The sequence below is a fragment of the Cellulophaga sp. genome, assembly GCF_039943695.1.
Classification (GTDB): Bacteria; Bacteroidota; Bacteroidia; order Flavobacteriales; family Flavobacteriaceae; genus Cellulophaga.
The window spans coordinates 37,241-54,063 of sequence record NZ_JBDVAA010000160.1; the positions used below are offsets into that span (position 1 = coordinate 37,241).

General features: G+C 33.8%; 15 protein-coding genes. 9 read left to right on the forward strand and 6 right to left on the reverse strand.

Annotation, left to right across the window (positions count from 1 at the left end; translation table 11 throughout):
• Positions 1-80: 80 nt before the first annotated feature.
• Together dnaE and ABJD66_RS10600 are read right to left on the reverse strand one after the other, a co-directional pair.
• Complete coding sequence (gene dnaE / locus ABJD66_RS10595; RefSeq protein WP_100894046.1) at positions 81-4,520, reverse strand: DNA polymerase III subunit alpha; 4,440 nt, start codon at positions 4,518-4,520, stop codon at positions 81-83.
• 150 nt (positions 4,521-4,670) lie between these two features.
• Positions 4,671-5,141, reverse strand: coding sequence for a PA2169 family four-helix-bundle protein (locus tag ABJD66_RS10600; RefSeq protein ID WP_348131263.1), 471 nt, complete (start codon positions 5,139-5,141; stop codon positions 4,671-4,673).
• 258 nt (positions 5,142-5,399) lie between these two features.
• Between ABJD66_RS10600 and ABJD66_RS10605 the strand changes: the two genes are divergently transcribed.
• The 9 genes from ABJD66_RS10605 to ABJD66_RS10645 all read left to right on the forward strand — a co-directional run bounded on the left by ABJD66_RS10605 (position 5,400) and on the right by ABJD66_RS10645 (position 13,653).
• Positions 5,400-5,918: a 30S ribosomal protein S16 gene (locus tag ABJD66_RS10605; protein WP_348131266.1), complete on the forward strand. Its 519-nt coding sequence runs from the start codon at positions 5,400-5,402 to the stop codon at positions 5,916-5,918.
• Positions 5,919-5,936: 18 nt separating this feature from the next.
• A complete protein-coding gene (gene rimM / locus ABJD66_RS10610) occupies positions 5,937-6,464 on the forward strand; it encodes a ribosome maturation factor RimM (protein ID WP_100894049.1) in 528 nt (175 codons plus the stop codon).
• A gap of 53 nt (positions 6,465-6,517) precedes the next feature.
• Positions 6,518-7,210: an NUDIX domain-containing protein gene (locus ABJD66_RS10615; RefSeq protein ID WP_348131269.1), complete on the forward strand. Its 693-nt coding sequence runs from the start codon at positions 6,518-6,520 to the stop codon at positions 7,208-7,210.
• A gap of 63 nt (positions 7,211-7,273) precedes the next feature.
• Complete coding sequence (gene prs / locus ABJD66_RS10620; RefSeq protein WP_348131272.1) at positions 7,274-8,116, forward strand: ribose-phosphate diphosphokinase; 843 nt, start codon at positions 7,274-7,276, stop codon at positions 8,114-8,116.
• A 26-nt stretch (positions 8,117-8,142) separates the two neighbouring features.
• Positions 8,143-9,591: a nicotinate phosphoribosyltransferase gene (locus ABJD66_RS10625; RefSeq protein WP_348131275.1), complete on the forward strand. Its 1,449-nt coding sequence runs from the start codon at positions 8,143-8,145 to the stop codon at positions 9,589-9,591.
• Positions 9,592-9,662: 71 nt separating this feature from the next.
• Entirely contained in the window at positions 9,663-10,400 is a 738-nt protein-coding gene (locus ABJD66_RS10630; protein WP_348131278.1) for a methyltransferase, read from the forward strand.
• A gap of 64 nt (positions 10,401-10,464) precedes the next feature.
• Positions 10,465-11,643 (forward strand): acyl-CoA dehydrogenase family protein, encoded by a 1,179-nt coding sequence (locus tag ABJD66_RS10635; RefSeq protein ID WP_100894054.1) that lies wholly within the window; start codon positions 10,465-10,467, stop codon positions 11,641-11,643.
• Between the two features lie 75 nt (positions 11,644-11,718).
• Positions 11,719-11,865 carry a hypothetical protein gene (locus ABJD66_RS10640; RefSeq protein ID WP_198519396.1) on the forward strand — a complete coding sequence of 49 codons (147 nt, stop codon included), beginning with the start codon at positions 11,719-11,721 and terminating at the stop codon, positions 11,863-11,865.
• A 270-nt stretch (positions 11,866-12,135) separates the two neighbouring features.
• Positions 12,136-13,653, forward strand: coding sequence for a carboxypeptidase-like regulatory domain-containing protein (locus ABJD66_RS10645; RefSeq protein ID WP_348131283.1), 1,518 nt, complete (start codon positions 12,136-12,138; stop codon positions 13,651-13,653).
• A 9-nt stretch (positions 13,654-13,662) separates the two neighbouring features.
• Here the strand turns inward: ABJD66_RS10645 and ABJD66_RS10650 are convergent, their stop codons facing one another.
• Genes ABJD66_RS10650 through ABJD66_RS10665 form a run of 4 tightly spaced genes read right to left on the reverse strand, consistent with a single transcriptional unit; the run spans position 13,663 to position 16,818 of the window.
• Positions 13,663-14,043: a DUF423 domain-containing protein gene (locus tag ABJD66_RS10650; RefSeq protein WP_348131286.1), complete on the reverse strand. Its 381-nt coding sequence runs from the start codon at positions 14,041-14,043 to the stop codon at positions 13,663-13,665.
• Positions 14,044-14,065: 22 nt separating this feature from the next.
• Positions 14,066-14,497: a hypothetical protein gene (locus ABJD66_RS10655; RefSeq protein WP_100894057.1), complete on the reverse strand. Its 432-nt coding sequence runs from the start codon at positions 14,495-14,497 to the stop codon at positions 14,066-14,068.
• 43 nt (positions 14,498-14,540) lie between these two features.
• Entirely contained in the window at positions 14,541-15,701 is a 1,161-nt protein-coding gene (locus tag ABJD66_RS10660) for a metal ABC transporter permease (protein WP_348131290.1), read from the reverse strand.
• The gene (locus ABJD66_RS10665) at positions 15,694-16,818 is read right to left on the reverse strand and encodes a metal ABC transporter permease (protein WP_348131293.1); all 1,125 of its coding nucleotides are present in this window, start codon (positions 16,816-16,818) and stop codon (positions 15,694-15,696) included. The genes ABJD66_RS10660 and ABJD66_RS10665 overlap by 8 nt, the downstream gene beginning before the upstream one ends.
• Positions 16,819-16,823: the final 5 nt, after the last annotated feature.

Genomic DNA, 16,823 nt, shown 5'->3' on the forward strand with positions numbered 1-16,823 from the left:
TGTTAAGGTTAAATTCATTTATCAACCTTTAAACAACTAAGCGTTTAAATCCCCTACTGTTAAATATTTCTTAACGATTTTTAATTCAGTTTAAAAATAACATCTTGCGCCTCTAAGTCTGCCAATAATTTGGTTGTAATATTTATCTTTTGTTTACGGCTAGCCAAATCTACCTTAATTTGCTCTTCCATTTCATAAACTTCAAATTTTAAAGGATGTTTTCCTTCTTGATCATCAGAATTTAATGTCTGTTTTAAATTATAAACATCTTGTTCTTTAAGCGTATCTATATTAAGTTTTATGGTTAGCTTTTTAGCGTATTGCTCCATTACATCTTGCAACAGCATAAAACTATTAAACTGTAGTCTAGGATCTCCTTTTTTGCCTGTATCCTTATTAGTCCAACCTTCTCTAATAAATACTTTTAAGTACACAAAAGAGCTAATCATTAAAAAGTGACGAAATTTTAAGTATTCCTCTCCAAAAATTCTAAACTCATAGGAGTCTGTATAGTCTTCCATAGAAAACATTGCCCAACCTTTTCCGTTTTTAGACACTCTATGCTGTACATCTGTAATTACACCTGCTATGGCAAGTTCTTTATTTACAAATTGCTCCATATTATGTACAGCGGCGATACCAGAGTTACAAAACGATTTTATTTCTGCCTTAAAATCGTCTAAAGGGTGACCAGAAATATAAATACCTACAACTTCCTTTTCTTTTCTAAGTTTTTCCATTGTTCCCCATTCCTCACAAGGCGGAACAACAGGCTCTGGAATTTGCACATCACTAGCCTCACCAAACAAACTTACTTGAGATGAGTTTTGACTTTCTTGAAACTTAGAACCGTACCTCATCACCTTTTCTAAAAACGTAATTCCGTCTCCTTCATCATGTAAATACTGTGCTCTATGTGCGTCTCCAAAAGAATCAAAACCACCAGCGTATGTTAAGTTCTCAAAAGCTCTTTTATTTGCCGCACGCAAGTCTATACGCTTTGCCAAATCAAACACAGATTTATATGGCCCGTCTTCTTTTCTATTTTCTACAATTGTTTCTACAGCTCCACGACCAACACCTTTTACAGCTCCCATACCAAAACGTACAGCTCCGGCATCGTTAACTGCAAACTTGTAGTAAGATTCGTTTACATCTGGACCTAAAACTTCTAAGCCCATACGCTTACACTCTTCCATAAAAAAGGTAACCGTTTTTATATCATTCATATTGTTAGACAGTACTGCAGCCATATATTCTGCTGGGTAATGTGCTTTACAATATGCTGTTTGGTACGCAATCCAAGCGTAACAAGTAGAGTGAGACTTGTTAAAGGCGTAAGCAGCAAATGCTTCCCAATCTTTCCAGATTTTCTCTAACTTGTCTACCGCATGTCCTTTTGCAGAAGCCTGATCTATAAACTTAGGCTTCATTTTATCTAGAACGTGCTTTTGCTTTTTACCCATTGCTTTACGCAAAACATCGGCTTCACCTTTGGTAAAATCTGCTAACTTTTGCGACAAAAGCATCACTTGCTCTTGGTAAACCGTAATACCATAAGTTTCTGCTAAATACTCCTCGGTAGCATCTAAATCATATATAATTTCTTCTGTACCATGTTTACGCGCAATAAAACTTGGTATATATTCCATTGGACCAGGACGGTACAATGCGTTCATGGCAATTAAATCTGCAAACACTGTTGGTTTTAGTGATCGCATGTGTTTTTGCATCCCAGGAGATTCATACTGGAAAACACCTACTGTTTCTCCTCTTTGGAAAAGCTCGTATGTTTTTTCATCATCTAACGGAAAATTCTCTGGATCTAACTCTACACCGTGTTTTGCTTTTACAATTTTAACGGTATCCTTAATTAGGGTTAATGTTTTTAACCCCAAGAAATCCATTTTTAACAAGCCCGCATCCTCCACAACAGAGTTATCAAACTGGGTACAATACATTTCTGAGTCCTTTGCCAAAGCCACAGGAACAAACTTGGTAATATCATCTGGAGTAATAATTACACCACAAGCATGTATACCTGTGTTACGCACAGACCCTTCTAATATATAAGCTTGGTTTAAGGTTTCTGACTCTAAATCGTCTCCCTCAGAAATTTCTATAAGCTCATTAATTTTAGCAAGCTCTTCACTATTAAATTTACTTTTTAGTGTTTTTTCATCAATCCCTATAATTTTTTTTAGCTTAGACATATTAGGTATAAGCTTTGCCATACGGTCTGCATCACCTAACGGTAAGTCTAAAGCACGGGCTGTATCTCTAATTGAAGATTTGGCAGCCATTGTACCATAGGTAATAATCTGTGCTACTTGGTTAGATCCGTATTTATCAATTACATAGTCCATTACACGACCACGCCCTTCATCATCAAAATCTATATCAATATCTGGCATAGATACACGATCTGGATTTAAAAAACGCTCAAAAAGCAAATCGTACTTAATAGGATCTAAATTTGTAATCCACAAACAGTAAGCAACGGCAGAACCTGCGGCAGAACCACGACCAGGCCCTACAGATACATCCATTTTACGGGCGGCTCTAATAAAATCTTCTACAATTAGGAAATACCCTGGGTATCCTGTTTTTTCAATTACTTTAAGCTCAAAATCTAAACGCTCATCAATCTCTGGTGTAATTTCACCATATCTTATTTTTGCACCTTCATAAGTTAGGTGTCTTAAAAACTTATTCTCTCCACGTTTACCACCATCTAACTTATCTTCTTCAAAAGAAAACTCTTCTGGAATATCAAAAGCAGGTAACAGTACGTCACGGGCAAGTGTAAAAGTTTCTACTTTGTCTACAACATCTTGTATATTGGTAATTGCTTCTGGAATATCTTTAAAAAGTTCCTTCATTTCATCTGAAGACTTAAAGTAATATTCCTGATTTGGTAAACCATAACGGTAACCACGACCACGACCAATTGGTGTAGCTTGTTTTTCGCCATCTTTTACACACAAGAGTATATCGTGTGCATAAGCGTTTTCTTTATCTACATAATACGTATTATTGGTTGCCACCAATTTTACATTGTGTTTTTTAGCAAACTGTATTAATACTTGGTTTACACGGTCTTCATCTTCTTGTCCGTGACGCATGATCTCCATATACAAGTCGTCTCCAAACTGCTCTTTCCACCATAGCAATGCTTCTTCCGCTTGCTTTTCTCCAACATTTAAGACCAAATTTGGAACCTCACCATACAAGTTACCCGTTAGCACAATGATATCTTCTTTGTACTGCTCTATAACTTTTTTATCTATACGAGGCACGTAATATTTACCATCTACAAAGGCAATAGAAGACATTTTTGCTAAGTTGTGGTATCCATTTTTATTTTTAGCAAGCAGTACTATTTGGTAACCATTGTCTTTTTGAGATTTATTGGTATGATCCTCACACACCTGAAACTCGCAACCAATAATTGGTGTAATTTCCTTTTCTGGAACAAATTCATGCAAAGGTTCTTCTCCTTCTTCTAAGCGTCCCTCTTGGGTTGCCTCATAACGTATTTCATTAGCATCGTTCCTAGATTTTACTCCTTTGTTATGATTAAGAACACCGTTTACAAAATGAAAAGCCCCCATCATATTAGCATGGTCTGTCATTGCAACAGCTGGCATATTATTTTTTGCAGCAGCTTGTATTAAAGCAGGAATACTAATTGTAGATTGCAGTATAGAAAACTGAGTATGATTGTGTAAATGAGAAAACTCAGCCGACTCTAAATTTGCTAAATTCTCTTTAATTTCTTCTTTACTTATACCACCAGTATCTTTAGCCCACAGCGCATCTGCTATTTTTTTAGAAGCCTTTTTTAGGTTGATGTGCTTTAGACCAATAAGTTTAATTGGCTGAGGATTGGCCTCTGAGAAATTTTTAAAATAATCTGGCTCAACATCTAACTGTTCTACCGTGTATTGTTGTTTACGTACAAGCTCTAAAAAACAACGTGTTGTTGCCTCTACATCGGCAGTTGCGTTGTGTGCTTCTCCAAAAGGCTCTCCAAATAAAAACTGATGTAACTCTGTTAATGTTGGCAATTTAAATTTACCTCCACGACCACCAGGAATCTGACAAAGAGTTGCCGTATGCTCTGTACACGTATCTAAAACAGGTAACTCTTGCAATTGGTTTTCTACCTGAAGACGATGAAACTCTGCCCCCATAATGTTAAGGTCAAACCCAACATTTTGCCCTACTACAAACTTAGTTTTATTTAAAGCCTCATTAAATTTTTCTAAAACCTCTGCTAATGGTATACCATCTTGTTCTGCTAAAGCAGTAGATATACCGTGAATTTTTTCGGCATCATACGGAATATTAAATCCGTCAGGTTTTACCAAATAATCTTGATGCTCAATAACATTACCCATATCATCATGCAATTGCCATGCAATCTGTATACACCTAGGCCAGTTGTCCGTATCTGTATAAGGAACATCCCAACGCTTAGGTAATCCGGTAGTTTCAGTATCAAAAATTAAGTACATAGTGTGTTGTTTGTAGTCTTAAAAAAGCAGTGGATAAAAATACCAAAAATCCTCCGTTTTATAAAGGCATTTAAGCAAGAGTTATTAACTGTATAAAAAAAGCAGGACTTTCGTCCTGCTTCCTCAACAATTAATCAAACTACAAGATAATTATGAAACCATTTCCTGATATACTTTTGCCGTATTTAATGCAGATTGCACACTATTACGCTGAGCAAGCAACAGGTTTTCTGTAGATGGCGCTAACACCATATCTTTATCTTTTAAAATTTCATCATACTCTTCTATAAAAGATTTTTCTCCGCGTTCTACTTCATCTAAAATCTGCTCTTCTTCATTAGCTGATAATGTTGCGGTTAAATTCATCCAAGTTCTATGTAAATCTCCTTTTAAACTTCCGCTTTTTTCAGGTAACTCTCCAAATGCAATTATTTCTGCTTTAAGTTGATGTCCAAAATTGTAACGCTGTTCTGCTTTAGATTCTAAGAACCGTTTAATAGAGGGGGTTTCTACCTTATCTGCACCAAGTTTATATCCCTTTTCGGCATCATAAGTTTTCTCTAACAAACTATTTAATCTCTTTGTAATTTTTTCTGTATACTTCATAATATCTCTTATCATTTAAATTAATTATCATTGCTGATTATCAACAATCTTTCCCCTCCAAATTAGACAGATAAGCAGCCAATTACAAAAAAACAAAGCGGTTTAGCCTAAGTTTAACTACTAATCTTAACAAATGTTAAGTCAAAACCATTATTTTTGCACCGCAAAGCATTGTCAATTAAACAGAAAGTGTATATTTGCACCCGCTTTTAAGCCAAAAGCAAACGAAAGAATTAATAACAGGGGTCGGGCACCCTACAAATTTAATGTGATATGCCAGTTAAAATTAGATTACAAAGACACGGTAAAAAAGGAAAACCTTTCTACTGGGTAGTAGCAGCAGATTCTCGTGCTAAAAGAGATGGTAAATACCTTGAAAAATTAGGAACTTACAACCCAAACACAAATCCTGCAACAATTAATTTAGATGTAGATAGTTCAGTAAAATGGTTATCTAATGGTGCACAACCATCTGATACTGCAAAAAGAATTTTATCTTACAAAGGTGTTTTATTAAAGCACCATTTACAAGGTGGTGTACGTAAAGGTGCATTAACTGAAGAGCAAGCAGAAGAAAAATTCAATGCTTGGATTGCTGAAAAAGAAAAATCTGTAGCTGGTAAAGTTGAAGGTTTAGATAAAGTAAAAGCTGATGAAGCTGCAAAGAAATTTGAAGCAGAAAAAGCAGTTAACGAAAAACGTGCAGCTGAAGCAGCAGCGGCAGCAGCTCCTGTAGCAGAAGAAGCACCAGCAGATTCTGAAGATGCAGCAGCAGCTTCTGAAGAAGAATAAATTTATATAAAAAACGATATGCAAAAGGAAGATTGTTTCTACTTAGGTAAAATCGTTTCAAAATATAGTTTTAAGGGCGAAGTGTTAATTAAGGTTGATGCGGATGAACCCGATTTATACGAAAATATGGAATCAGTGTTTATTTCTTTAGGAAATAACCTGGTTCCATTTTTTATTGATAAATGTAGACTACACAAGTCTAGTTTGTTACGTATAAGGTTTGAAGAAGTTTTAAATGAGTCTGATGCAGACCGCATTATGGGCTCTAAACTTTACTTACCACTTACAATGTTACCTAAATTAACTGGTAACAAATTTTATTTTCATGAAGTTATAGGTTTTACTCTACTAGATAGTGTACACGGAGATATTGGAGAAATTACCAGTGTTAACGACACCACATCACAAGCACTTTTTGAAGTGCAAAAAGGAGACAAGCAACTACTTATACCTATTAACGACGAAATTATTACAAACGTAGACCGCGAAAACAAAACAATAGCTGTAACTACACCAGAAGGCTTAGTAGACTTATACTTAAGTTAAAATTACCTCTTACATAATAAAACCTGTATTTTTGCGTATATAGTACACATATTATGCAAAACAATCAGAATATAAAAATAGCTGTAGATGCTGTTGTTTTTGGCTACCAAGACAACGCTCTTTATATTTTACTAGTACAACAAAAGTACGGTATGTATAAAGATGAGTGGGTTTTGCCTGGTGGTCTAGTACAAAATGGCGAAACTTTAACCAAAGCAGTTCACAGAGAGTTACAAGAAGAAGCAGGCATTACTGTTAATTACTTAGAGCAACTTTATACTTTTGGTGATGATATAGAGCGTGATAAAAGAAACCACGTAATTTCTGTTTCTTATTTTGCTTTGGTAAATCCAGATAATTTAAAACTATCTGCTGCTACAGATGCGCAAGATGTAAAATGGCAAAACATAAATAATATACCCGCATTACCTTTTGACCATAACCAGATAATAAAAACTGCATTTAAAAGACTAAAAGCAAAAGTACATTACCAACCTATTGGTTTTGATTTGCTTCCGAAAAAATTTCCTTTTTCAGATTTAGAGCATTTATACAGTACTATTTTAGAACAAGAAATAGATCGCAGAAATTTTAGAAAAAAGATCTTAAGCTTTGGATTTATAAAAAAATCTAATGAAAAACAAAAAAATGGCAGCGGTAGACCCGCCCAACTATTTACCTTTAACCACAACAAATACAAAGCATTAGAAGAAAACGGAATGCACTTTGAAATTAAGTTTGCGTAATTTTAACACAAAATGTTTTCAGTAATCCATTTACTTATTTAACTTTGTGTAAAAAAAACGCAAATGATATTAAATTTAGATCCACAGTTTAACCCGTTCCCAAATCAGAAAAGCATCGAATTTAAATCGTTTTTATTTTCTGGCGGAGAACCTCACATTAAAATTGAAAACAATTTTAACACCTCAGAAACTATTACAGTAACACACAGATTACAATCTTTTAACGATGTTGGCTTATTACTAATAACTGTAGATGCACTAAAACGTATGGGTGTAAATACTATAAACGTTTTTATTCCTTATTTTCCGGCAGCTAGGCAAGATAGGTTAATGGTTGCAGGTGAATCTTTATCTGTAAAAGTATACGCAGATCTTATAAATAACCTTCAATTAAATGAAGTTACCGTTTACGACCCACATTCTGAAGTTACACCTGCATTGCTAAACAACTGCACTACTATTACAAATTACACTTTTATAGAAAAAGTGCTATCAACCTTAAATAACAATGTAGTTTTAATTTCTCCAGATGGTGGTGCTCTTAAAAAAATATACAAAGTAGCAGAATACCTAGGAGGTAAGGAAGTTATAGAGTGCTCTAAATCTAGAGATGTAAAAACAGGAAAACTATCTGGCTTTAAAGTGTACGCAGATGATTTAAAAGGTAAAGATTGTTTGGTGGTAGATGATATTTGTGATGGCGGAGGCACATTTAACGGTTTAGCACAAGAACTTAAAAACAAAAATGCGGGCAACTTATACCTAGCTGTAAGTCACGGTATTTTTAGCAAAGGATTAGAGAACCTAAGTAGCTACTACAAAGGTATTTACACAACAGATTCTTTTAACACATTAAAAGAACAAACAAATATTACCCAATTAAAAATAGCGGACTTATTAGCATAAGTCTTTAATTATAAAATAGATATATTATGAACCCATTATTATATACAGACGGTTATAAAGTAGATCACAGAAGACAATATCCAGAAGGTACAACCTTAGTATACTCTAACTGGACACCTAGAAAAAGTAGAATAGATGCTATAGAAGAAGTCGTGTTTTTTGGACTTCAATACTTTATTAAAAAGTACATTATTGAAGAATTTAACACCAACTTTTTTAACAAACCTAAAAAGGAAATTGCAGAAAAATATAGCAGAAGAATTAATAATTACCTAGGTCCAAACTCAGTTGGTATTAAACACATAGAAGATTTACACGATCTTGGCTATTTACCAATGGTCATAAAAGCATTACCCGAAGGCTCTAGTGTACCAATACGCGTACCTATGATGACAATGTACAACACATTGCCAGAGTTTTTTTGGTTAACAAATTATTTTGAGACCATTTTAAGCACAACTATTTGGATGCCTTGTACCTCTGCAACAATTGCAAAACAGTATAGAGGAATATTAGATAAATATGCAGAAGAAACCTCTACAGTTCCTGAATTTGTAGATTGGCAAGGTCACGATTTTTCTATGCGAGGTATTGCTGGTATGGAAGCCTCAGTTATGAGTGCTTCTGCACACTTGTTAAGTTTTTCTGGTACAGATACTATACCTGCTATAGACTTTTTAGAAGAATACTATAACGCTAATTCTGACACTGAACTAGTTGGTGGCTCTGTAGCAGCCACAGAGCACTCTGTAATGTGTATGGGAACAAACACAGGAGAAGAAGAAACATTTAAAAGGTTAATTACTGAGGTTTACCCTAACGGAATTGTTTCTATAGTTTCGGACACCTGGGATTTATGGAAAGTACTTACAGAGTACCTACCCAACTTAAAAGATGAGGTTTTAGCAAGAGACGGCAAAGTTGTTATTAGACCAGATAGCGGCGACCCTGCAGATATTATTTGTGGTAATCCTAACGGAAAAACTGAAGAGGAGAAAAAAGGAGTTATAGAACTGTTATGGGAGATATTTGGTGGTAAAACTAACAGTAAAGGCTATAAAGAATTAGACCCACACATTGGTGCAATCTATGGCGATAGCATTACAACGGAGCGCGCTACAAATATTTGCGAAAGATTAAAGCAAAAAGGGTTTGCGTCTACAAACGTAGTTTTAGGCATTGGTTCTTTTACCTACCAATACAACACTAGAGATACTTTTGGTTTTGCAATGAAAGCTACCTATGGCGAAGTAAACGGTGAGGGAAGAGAAATTTTTAAAGATCCTATTACAGATGATGGAACTAAAAAATCTGCCAAAGGTTTACTTAAAATTGAAAAAGAAAACGGTACTTATAAACTTGTAGATCAAGTAAATTGGGAGCAAGAAAAAACAGGAGAGTTAAAAGAAGTTTTTAAAGATGGTAAATTACTTATTGATGATTCTTTACAAGATATTAGAAATAGAGTAAGATAAACTCCTTAATTTTGTAACCGTAAGAGGTAAGCTTTTTACAAGCTTGCCTCTTTTGTTTTTAAACCCATACAATGAGCAAACCTTTTACTTTTAAGCAATTTACAATTAATCAAGACCGCTGTGCTATGAAAATTGGTACAGACGGAGTTTTACTTGGTGCCTGGACACCTTTAGACCATAACCCTTACTCTATTTTAGATATTGGCTCTGGTACAGGTATTATTGCCTTAATGTTAGCGCAACGTAGTGCTGCAGATAACATAGAGGCTATAGAGTTAGATGCTGATGCCTACGAGCAATGCACAGAGAATTTTGAAGCATCAGACTGGGCAGATAGACTATTTTGCTTTCACGCTGGTTTTGATGAGTTTGTAGATGAATACGCTACAGATGAGACAGAAGAAGATGAGCTGTATGATTTAATTGTGTCTAATCCTCCTTTTTATGCAGAAGATGTAACAAGCGGTAATGAAGCAAGAGACAATGCACGCCAAAATACGTCACTTCCTTTTAGTGAATTGATAAGTGGCGCATCTAAACTACTTACTAGTATTGGTACTTTTTGCACCATTATACCTTTTAAAGAAGAGGAAGAATTCATCAAACTTGCTGCAAATTACCAGCTATTTCCAAAACAAATTACAAGAGTTAAAGGTAACGCTGACGCAGAGGTAAAACGAAGCCTTTTGGAGTTCACAAAAAAACCTTCATCAAACTTAAAAACAGAAGAGCTTGTTATAGAGAAAGATAGACACGTATACACCGAAGATTATACTAATTTAACAAGAGATTTTTATTTAAAAATGTAACATTTAGTCTTTGTATTGTTATATTTCTTTACCTATCTTTGGTTACATATCCTAAAATACAGCTATGAAACCAGATTTATTTGAAGCACCAGATTATTATAATATAGACGATTTATTGTCTGAAGAACATAAATTGGTGAGAGATGCTGCCCGACAATGGGTAAAAAGAGATGTATCTCCTATTATTGAAGATTATGCTCAAAAAGCAGAGTTTCCAAAACAAATAATTAGCGGATTAGCAGAAATAGGCGCTTTTGGCCCTTACATTCCTGAAGAATACGGAGGTGCAGGTTTAGACCAAATTAGTTATGGTTTAATTATGCAAGAGATAGAACGTGGAGATAGCGGTGTACGCTCTACGGCGTCTGTACAATCTTCATTAGTAATGTATCCAATATACACTTACGGTACTGAAGAGCAACGTAAAAAATACCTACCAAAATTAGCAAGTGGTGAGTTTATGGGTAGTTTTGGTTTAACAGAACCTAACCACGGCTCTAACCCAGGTGGTATGGAGACTAAATACAAGGATATGGGCGACCATTACCTTTTAAATGGTGCTAAATTATGGATTTCTAATTCTCCTTTTTGTGATGTTGCTGTAGTTTGGGCTAAAAACGAAGAAGGCAGAATAAACGGACTAATTGTAGAACGCGGAATGGAAGGCTTTTCTACTCCTGAAACTCACAATAAATGGTCTTTAAGAGCATCTGCTACGGGTGAGCTTATTTTTGACAATGTAAAAGTGCCAAAAGAAAACTTATTACCTAACAAAAACGGATTGGGGGCACCGTTAGGTTGTTTAGATTCTGCTAGGTATGGTATTGCTTGGGGTGCAATTGGAGCTGCAATGGATTGTTATGATACCGCTTTACGTTATGCAAAAGAGCGCATACAATTTGGTAAGCCAATTGGTGCATACCAGCTACAGCAAAAAAAATTAGCAGAAATGATTACCGAAATTACCAAAGCACAGTTACTAGCATTACGCTTAGGGCAGCTTAAAAATGAAGGTAAAGCAAGCACTGCACAAATATCTATGGCAAAACGTAATAATGTAGATATGGCATTAAATATTGCAAGAGAAGCAAGACAAATTTTAGGTGCTATGGGTATTACTGGCGAATACAGCATTATGCGACATATGATGAACCTAGAAAGTGTTATCACTTATGAAGGCACACACGATATTCATTTACTTATAACAGGTATGGATATTACAGGTCTTAATGCCTTTAAATAATAAATTTTCGTTATCTTTACACAATCTAAATAAGGGTTGTTTTCTACAAAATGACCCTTTATAAAATTATAGATTATGGAAACATTGCAACATATTTTGGTTTTTATAACTGCAGCTATTGCTTTTGGATATATTGCTAAAAAATTCTTTCTTCCTAAATCTCTTTTTGCTAGTAACAAAAACAAAAAATCTTGTGGCTCTGACGATTGTGGCTGCAGTTAAAATCTTACCAAATACCCAACACTTTTCTTAAAACATTCACAATTAAGTTAAATAAATAAGAATAGTGTATTAAAATTATCAAAAAACTCTTTTTTGTAGTCATAGTATTACTTTAATTAGCCGGCAGCTAAAAAAACAACAAAAAAAAGAGAACACTCAACAGACTAACTACCATTGATTTAAATTTTTATTTTAGTTGTTTTAGCTTTTTCAGGCAACGGAATCTAAAAAGTTCTTGTCTATACTAATAAGAAACTAAAATCAAAAAAAATGCGTAAAACTACACAGCTTGTAATCTTAATTTTTACTCTGATTATAAGCAATTACTCAACCGCTCAAGAACTTACAGCAAGTATTAAAGATGCAGCTAATAAAGAAGCTATACCTTATGTTTCTGTTGTATTATCTAATAAAAAAGGTGTTATAACAAATGGAGAAGGAAAATTTTCTTTAAGCACCACAAATACAACTGCTATAGATTCTATTTTTATTAGTTGTATTGGATACGAGACCATTGCACAACCAGTAAGCACATTTACAGATAGTATTATTTATATGACTCCAAAAACCATAGAACTTAATGAGGTTTTGGTATCTAATAAAAACTACACAGGAGAAGAAATTATAGATATGGTTAAAGACAGTTTAGATAAAAACTATAACAAGGATTTCACTAGAAAAAAAATATTCCTTAGAGAGTCTAATTATGAAGGGTTAGATAAGACAAATTACACCTTTATGAAATCTACCATAAAAGAACTTAACAAACCCTTTTTAGATAGCGTTATAACTGCTTTACCTAAAAGAGATAATAGTTATTCTGAAGTTTTGTGTGATATCTATGGAAATTATAATGCAGAAACCTTAAAAATAGATCCTATAAAGGCATGTAGGTTATATGATAAAAACTCTGAATTAGATATTACTAAGCTTGAAGAAAAGTTTAATGACATTATTAAAAAAAATGTAAAGCCAGATTCATATTTTAAAATAAAATCGGGTATCATTGGTGTTAAAGTTGATGGCGAACTAAGCAATCCTAGTGACGTAAAAAAAGATAGTGCAGCACTAAAAAAAGAATTAAAGGAAAAGAAAAAATTAGAAGAAGCACGCAAAGCTAGTTATGCAACGTATAAAAAAACTACTATAGGCAACCAATTTAGTAACTTGTTTTATATGGATGATGCAAAACTAAACGTAATAACAAAATCTGGCCGTTATGACTTTACCATAAAAGATTATACATATTGGGGCAACGCTCCTGTTTACATTATAGATTTTGAACCTAAGAGAGGTGCAGATTACGAAGGAACTATGTATGTAAATGCAGATGATTTTGCTGTAATACGTATAGATTATGATAATGTAAAAACATTAAAAAGTATTAAGCTATTCGGAATTTCTTACCAAGAACATTTATCTAGAGGAAAAATGATTTTTGCAAAAAATGAAAACAACACCTACGACTTACAATATCTAGAACGAGAGGCCGGAAATAAAGCAGGCATAAGAAGACCATTAAAAATAATTGAAAAGAATAAGGTTGTTAAAGGAAGAAATAAGCAAAATGAACTTTACGTAAAGTTAGATATGGCAATTACAAGTGTAACCAAGTATGAAATTGTTGTTTTTGATGCTGAAAACATTTCAAAATCAACTTACAACGACTTTAAAGAAAGCAAGGGCATTAAGCCAGAATACTTGCGTAAATATGATCCAGAATTTTGGAAAGGCTACAATATTATAGAGCCTAACCAAGCCATAAAAGAGTTTACTGCAGAAGAATAAAACTTTATACTATAGATTAATAAAATTAAGTAACAAAAGCGCCCAACCTAGGACTAGTCCCAAACCTCCTAGGGGCGTTATTGGACCAAGAATTTTTATTTTTTTTCCTTTAGCTGATGAAATACACAAACCGTATATGCTAAAAGAAAATAAAAAGATACCTATAATAAAAGCATAACCCATTACAACCTCTATGGTTGAAGAAAAACTATAGTTAAAACCCAAAACTAACAACACAATAGCATGATACATTTGATACTTTACACCAGTTTCAAAATTTTTGAGTTGGTCATCTGTAAATATTTTTTTTAGAGCGTGGGCACCAAAAGCTCCAAAAACAACAGCCAACATACCGTATAAGGCAGCAAATACTTTTATTGTGATAATCATAAGTATAATTTTTATGAATAGGTTATTTAACGCTAGATAAACTATCTATTTTATGAGAAAACATTGTGTACATTTTTTCTGTCTCTAAAGAGTCTGAGACGTTAAAAAATAGCTGTAAAGAGTCCCTGTAAGTAACTTTTATTTTTTGTTTAGATAATTTATCTACAAAAATATAAACGTCTGTATTATAAATAGAATCTCTAAAAACACCTTTTTCAGTTTCACTTACAGAAAAACCATTAATACGTTCTAGAGAAGGTATTTTATCTACCATTTCTACAGTATTAATATCTGCAAAGTCTAACTTTTTATAATAGATACCAGATAATATTTTAAATTGATTATCCTCTACCTTAATCCAGTTTTTATAGTGCATTAAAAAAGCTATAGCTACTAACACAAGAGTTAATACTATAACTATGTTCCAAAGCCAGTGTTTTTTTGAATTTTTCATTGTGAATACGAATGTACAATTTTTAGAAAAATAATATTAATAATTACCCTCTAAACAAAAAGAAATCTTCTTTCATTTCCTCTATTGCCACAGTACTATTGGTTGTAATATAATCTATAGCTTTGTTTGTAAAACCTTGCCCCTTTTCTGTTAGTGATATAATGTTATCATCTATTACAATCATATTATTTTTTAACGCGAGGTCTAATACAGTTTTAGATTGCATTTTTCCCCAATTTATATGTTCCCCAAGGTGATTTATATGTCGTTCTGACTCTTCTGTATGATTTTGCAAGTGCAACATAAAGGTTAACAAATACACCTCTACCTGTTGTCTTTTTTGTCTAAACACTACTGATATTAACCCTTTACTTGGCGCAAATAAATACACTAATAAAAATAACACACCCAAAACGGTAGTCATAGAACCTGCAATAGAAGCGTCTAAATAATGTGCAACCCAATACCCTATTAACGCAGAAACCACACCAGAAACAACTGCTATAATAAGCATTTTTTTTAGGTCATTTGTAAGTAAATAAGCCATTGCAGCAGGAGCAATCATAAGCGCCACTACAAGTATGGCACCAACAGCATCAAAAGCTCCAACTGTAGTAACAGACGCAACAGACATTAACCCATAATGTATTACTAAAGGAGAAAAACCTAAAGTTGCAGCAAGTTGCTTATCAAACGTACTTACTTTTAGTTCTTTAAAAAACGTAAACAGTAAAATTAAAGTTACAACTACAATACTACCAATGACCCAAAGCGATTTTGCTCCTATATCTACACCACTCACGATAAGCCTATCAAAAGGAGCAAAAGCAAGTTCTCCTAATAAAACAGCATCTACATCTAAATGTACATCATTCGCGTTTTTTGCAATTAAAATTACACCCATACTAAACAATGCTGGAAAAACCAATCCTATAGCAGTATCTTCTTTTACGAGTCCGGTTTTTTGAATGTATTCTACCAAAACAACTGTAATAACTCCCGTAACAGCAGCAAGCAATATAAGCCAAGGCGAGTTTAAGTCTTCGGTTAAAAAGAAACCAATTACCAAACCTGGTAATATAGAGTGACTAATAGCATCACTTATCATAGCCATTTTACGAAGCACTAAAAAAGTACCAGGTATGGCACATGCAATAGCCACCAGACAAGCAATAAGTTGTATTTCTAATTGTGCGCTACTCATTTTCTTCTAGTTGATTATATAAATTAGCCGCAGTGGTAAACCCTTTTTCTGTTAAAGACCACATTGTTTTAGTTACTGTAATTAGTTCTCTATCTTCTAATTTCTGAAGGGATTTACGTGTAAATCCGTGAAAATTATTTAAAATTTTTATAGCATGCGGATGGTCAATGTTATCGTGCGACTCCACAATCTGATACATAAAGGCCAGGGTTTTATTCAACTCCAAATCTTTACGGTTGTTACGATACCTAATCTCCCTAAACAACAATCCTCTTTTAGGCGAAAAAATAAACGAAAACAATACAAAAACAGCAGCTATTAAAACAATTACTGGCCCTGTAGATAAATTATTAGAACTTGCACTTATTGCAGTACCAAACACTCCTGAGAAAGCTCCAAAAATAGCCGCTAAAACTACCATTACACTTAAACTATTTGTCCATTGCCTTGCTGCAGCTGCTGGCGCTAATAGCATAGCACTCATTAAAACTACACCAACAGTTTGTAGTCCCACAACAATAGAAATTACTATAAAAAAAGTAATTAAAACATCTAAAAATTTTACATTAAAACCTAATGATTTTGTGTAATCAGCATCAAAAAGTAATAGTTTAAATTCTTTCCAAAAAACCAATAGAATAAGTAAACTTAAACCAGCAATAATACACATTGTCCATACATCACTAGCTACCAAAGTAGCTGCTTGTCCAAATAAATACTTATCTAAACCGGCCTGATTTGCATTAGGCATTTTTTGTATAAAGGTTAACAACAACATACCAAAACCAAAAAACAAAGACAAAATTAAACCTAAAGCCGTATCAGTTTTTAAATGTGTTTTTTTAACAATTCCCCTTATCCAAAAAGTACCAACTAAACCACTCACTAGTGCACCTAACAACAACGTATTACTATCTTTTGCTCCTGTAATTAAAAAGGCTAATGCTATACCTGGTAGTGCCGCATGAGATATAGCATCTCCTAGCAAACTCTGTTTACGCAACACCGCAAAACTCCCCAGCATACCACACAAAGCACCTAAAACAGCTGTACCCAACGTTATAGTTTGTAACGTGTAGTCTGTAAAAAGAAGGTTAAAATATTCAGTTATATTCACAGTTT

Bases quoted from the DNA above. Each gene is read 5' to 3' on its own strand.
- dnaE (WP_100894046.1), bottom strand. From the start codon at position 4,520: ATGTACTTAATTTTTGATACTGAAACTACCGGATTACCTAAGCGTTGG.
- ABJD66_RS10600 (WP_348131263.1), bottom strand. From the start codon at position 5,141: ATGATAAGAGATATTATGAAGTATACAGAAAAAATTACAAAGAGATTA.
- ABJD66_RS10605 (WP_348131266.1), top strand. From the start codon at position 5,400: ATGCCAGTTAAAATTAGATTACAAAGACACGGTAAAAAAGGAAAACCT.
- rimM (WP_100894049.1), top strand. From the start codon at position 5,937: ATGCAAAAGGAAGATTGTTTCTACTTAGGTAAAATCGTTTCAAAATAT.
- ABJD66_RS10615 (WP_348131269.1), top strand. From the start codon at position 6,518: ATGCAAAACAATCAGAATATAAAAATAGCTGTAGATGCTGTTGTTTTT.
- prs (WP_348131272.1), top strand. From the start codon at position 7,274: ATGATATTAAATTTAGATCCACAGTTTAACCCGTTCCCAAATCAGAAA.
- ABJD66_RS10625 (WP_348131275.1), top strand. From the start codon at position 8,143: ATGAACCCATTATTATATACAGACGGTTATAAAGTAGATCACAGAAGA.
- ABJD66_RS10630 (WP_348131278.1), top strand. From the start codon at position 9,663: ATGAGCAAACCTTTTACTTTTAAGCAATTTACAATTAATCAAGACCGC.
- ABJD66_RS10635 (WP_100894054.1), top strand. From the start codon at position 10,465: ATGAAACCAGATTTATTTGAAGCACCAGATTATTATAATATAGACGAT.
- ABJD66_RS10640 (WP_198519396.1), top strand. From the start codon at position 11,719: ATGGAAACATTGCAACATATTTTGGTTTTTATAACTGCAGCTATTGCT.
- ABJD66_RS10645 (WP_348131283.1), top strand. From the start codon at position 12,136: ATGCGTAAAACTACACAGCTTGTAATCTTAATTTTTACTCTGATTATA.
- ABJD66_RS10650 (WP_348131286.1), bottom strand. From the start codon at position 14,043: ATGATTATCACAATAAAAGTATTTGCTGCCTTATACGGTATGTTGGCT.
- ABJD66_RS10655 (WP_100894057.1), bottom strand. From the start codon at position 14,497: ATGAAAAATTCAAAAAAACACTGGCTTTGGAACATAGTTATAGTATTA.
- ABJD66_RS10660 (WP_348131290.1), bottom strand. From the start codon at position 15,701: ATGAGTAGCGCACAATTAGAAATACAACTTATTGCTTGTCTGGTGGCT.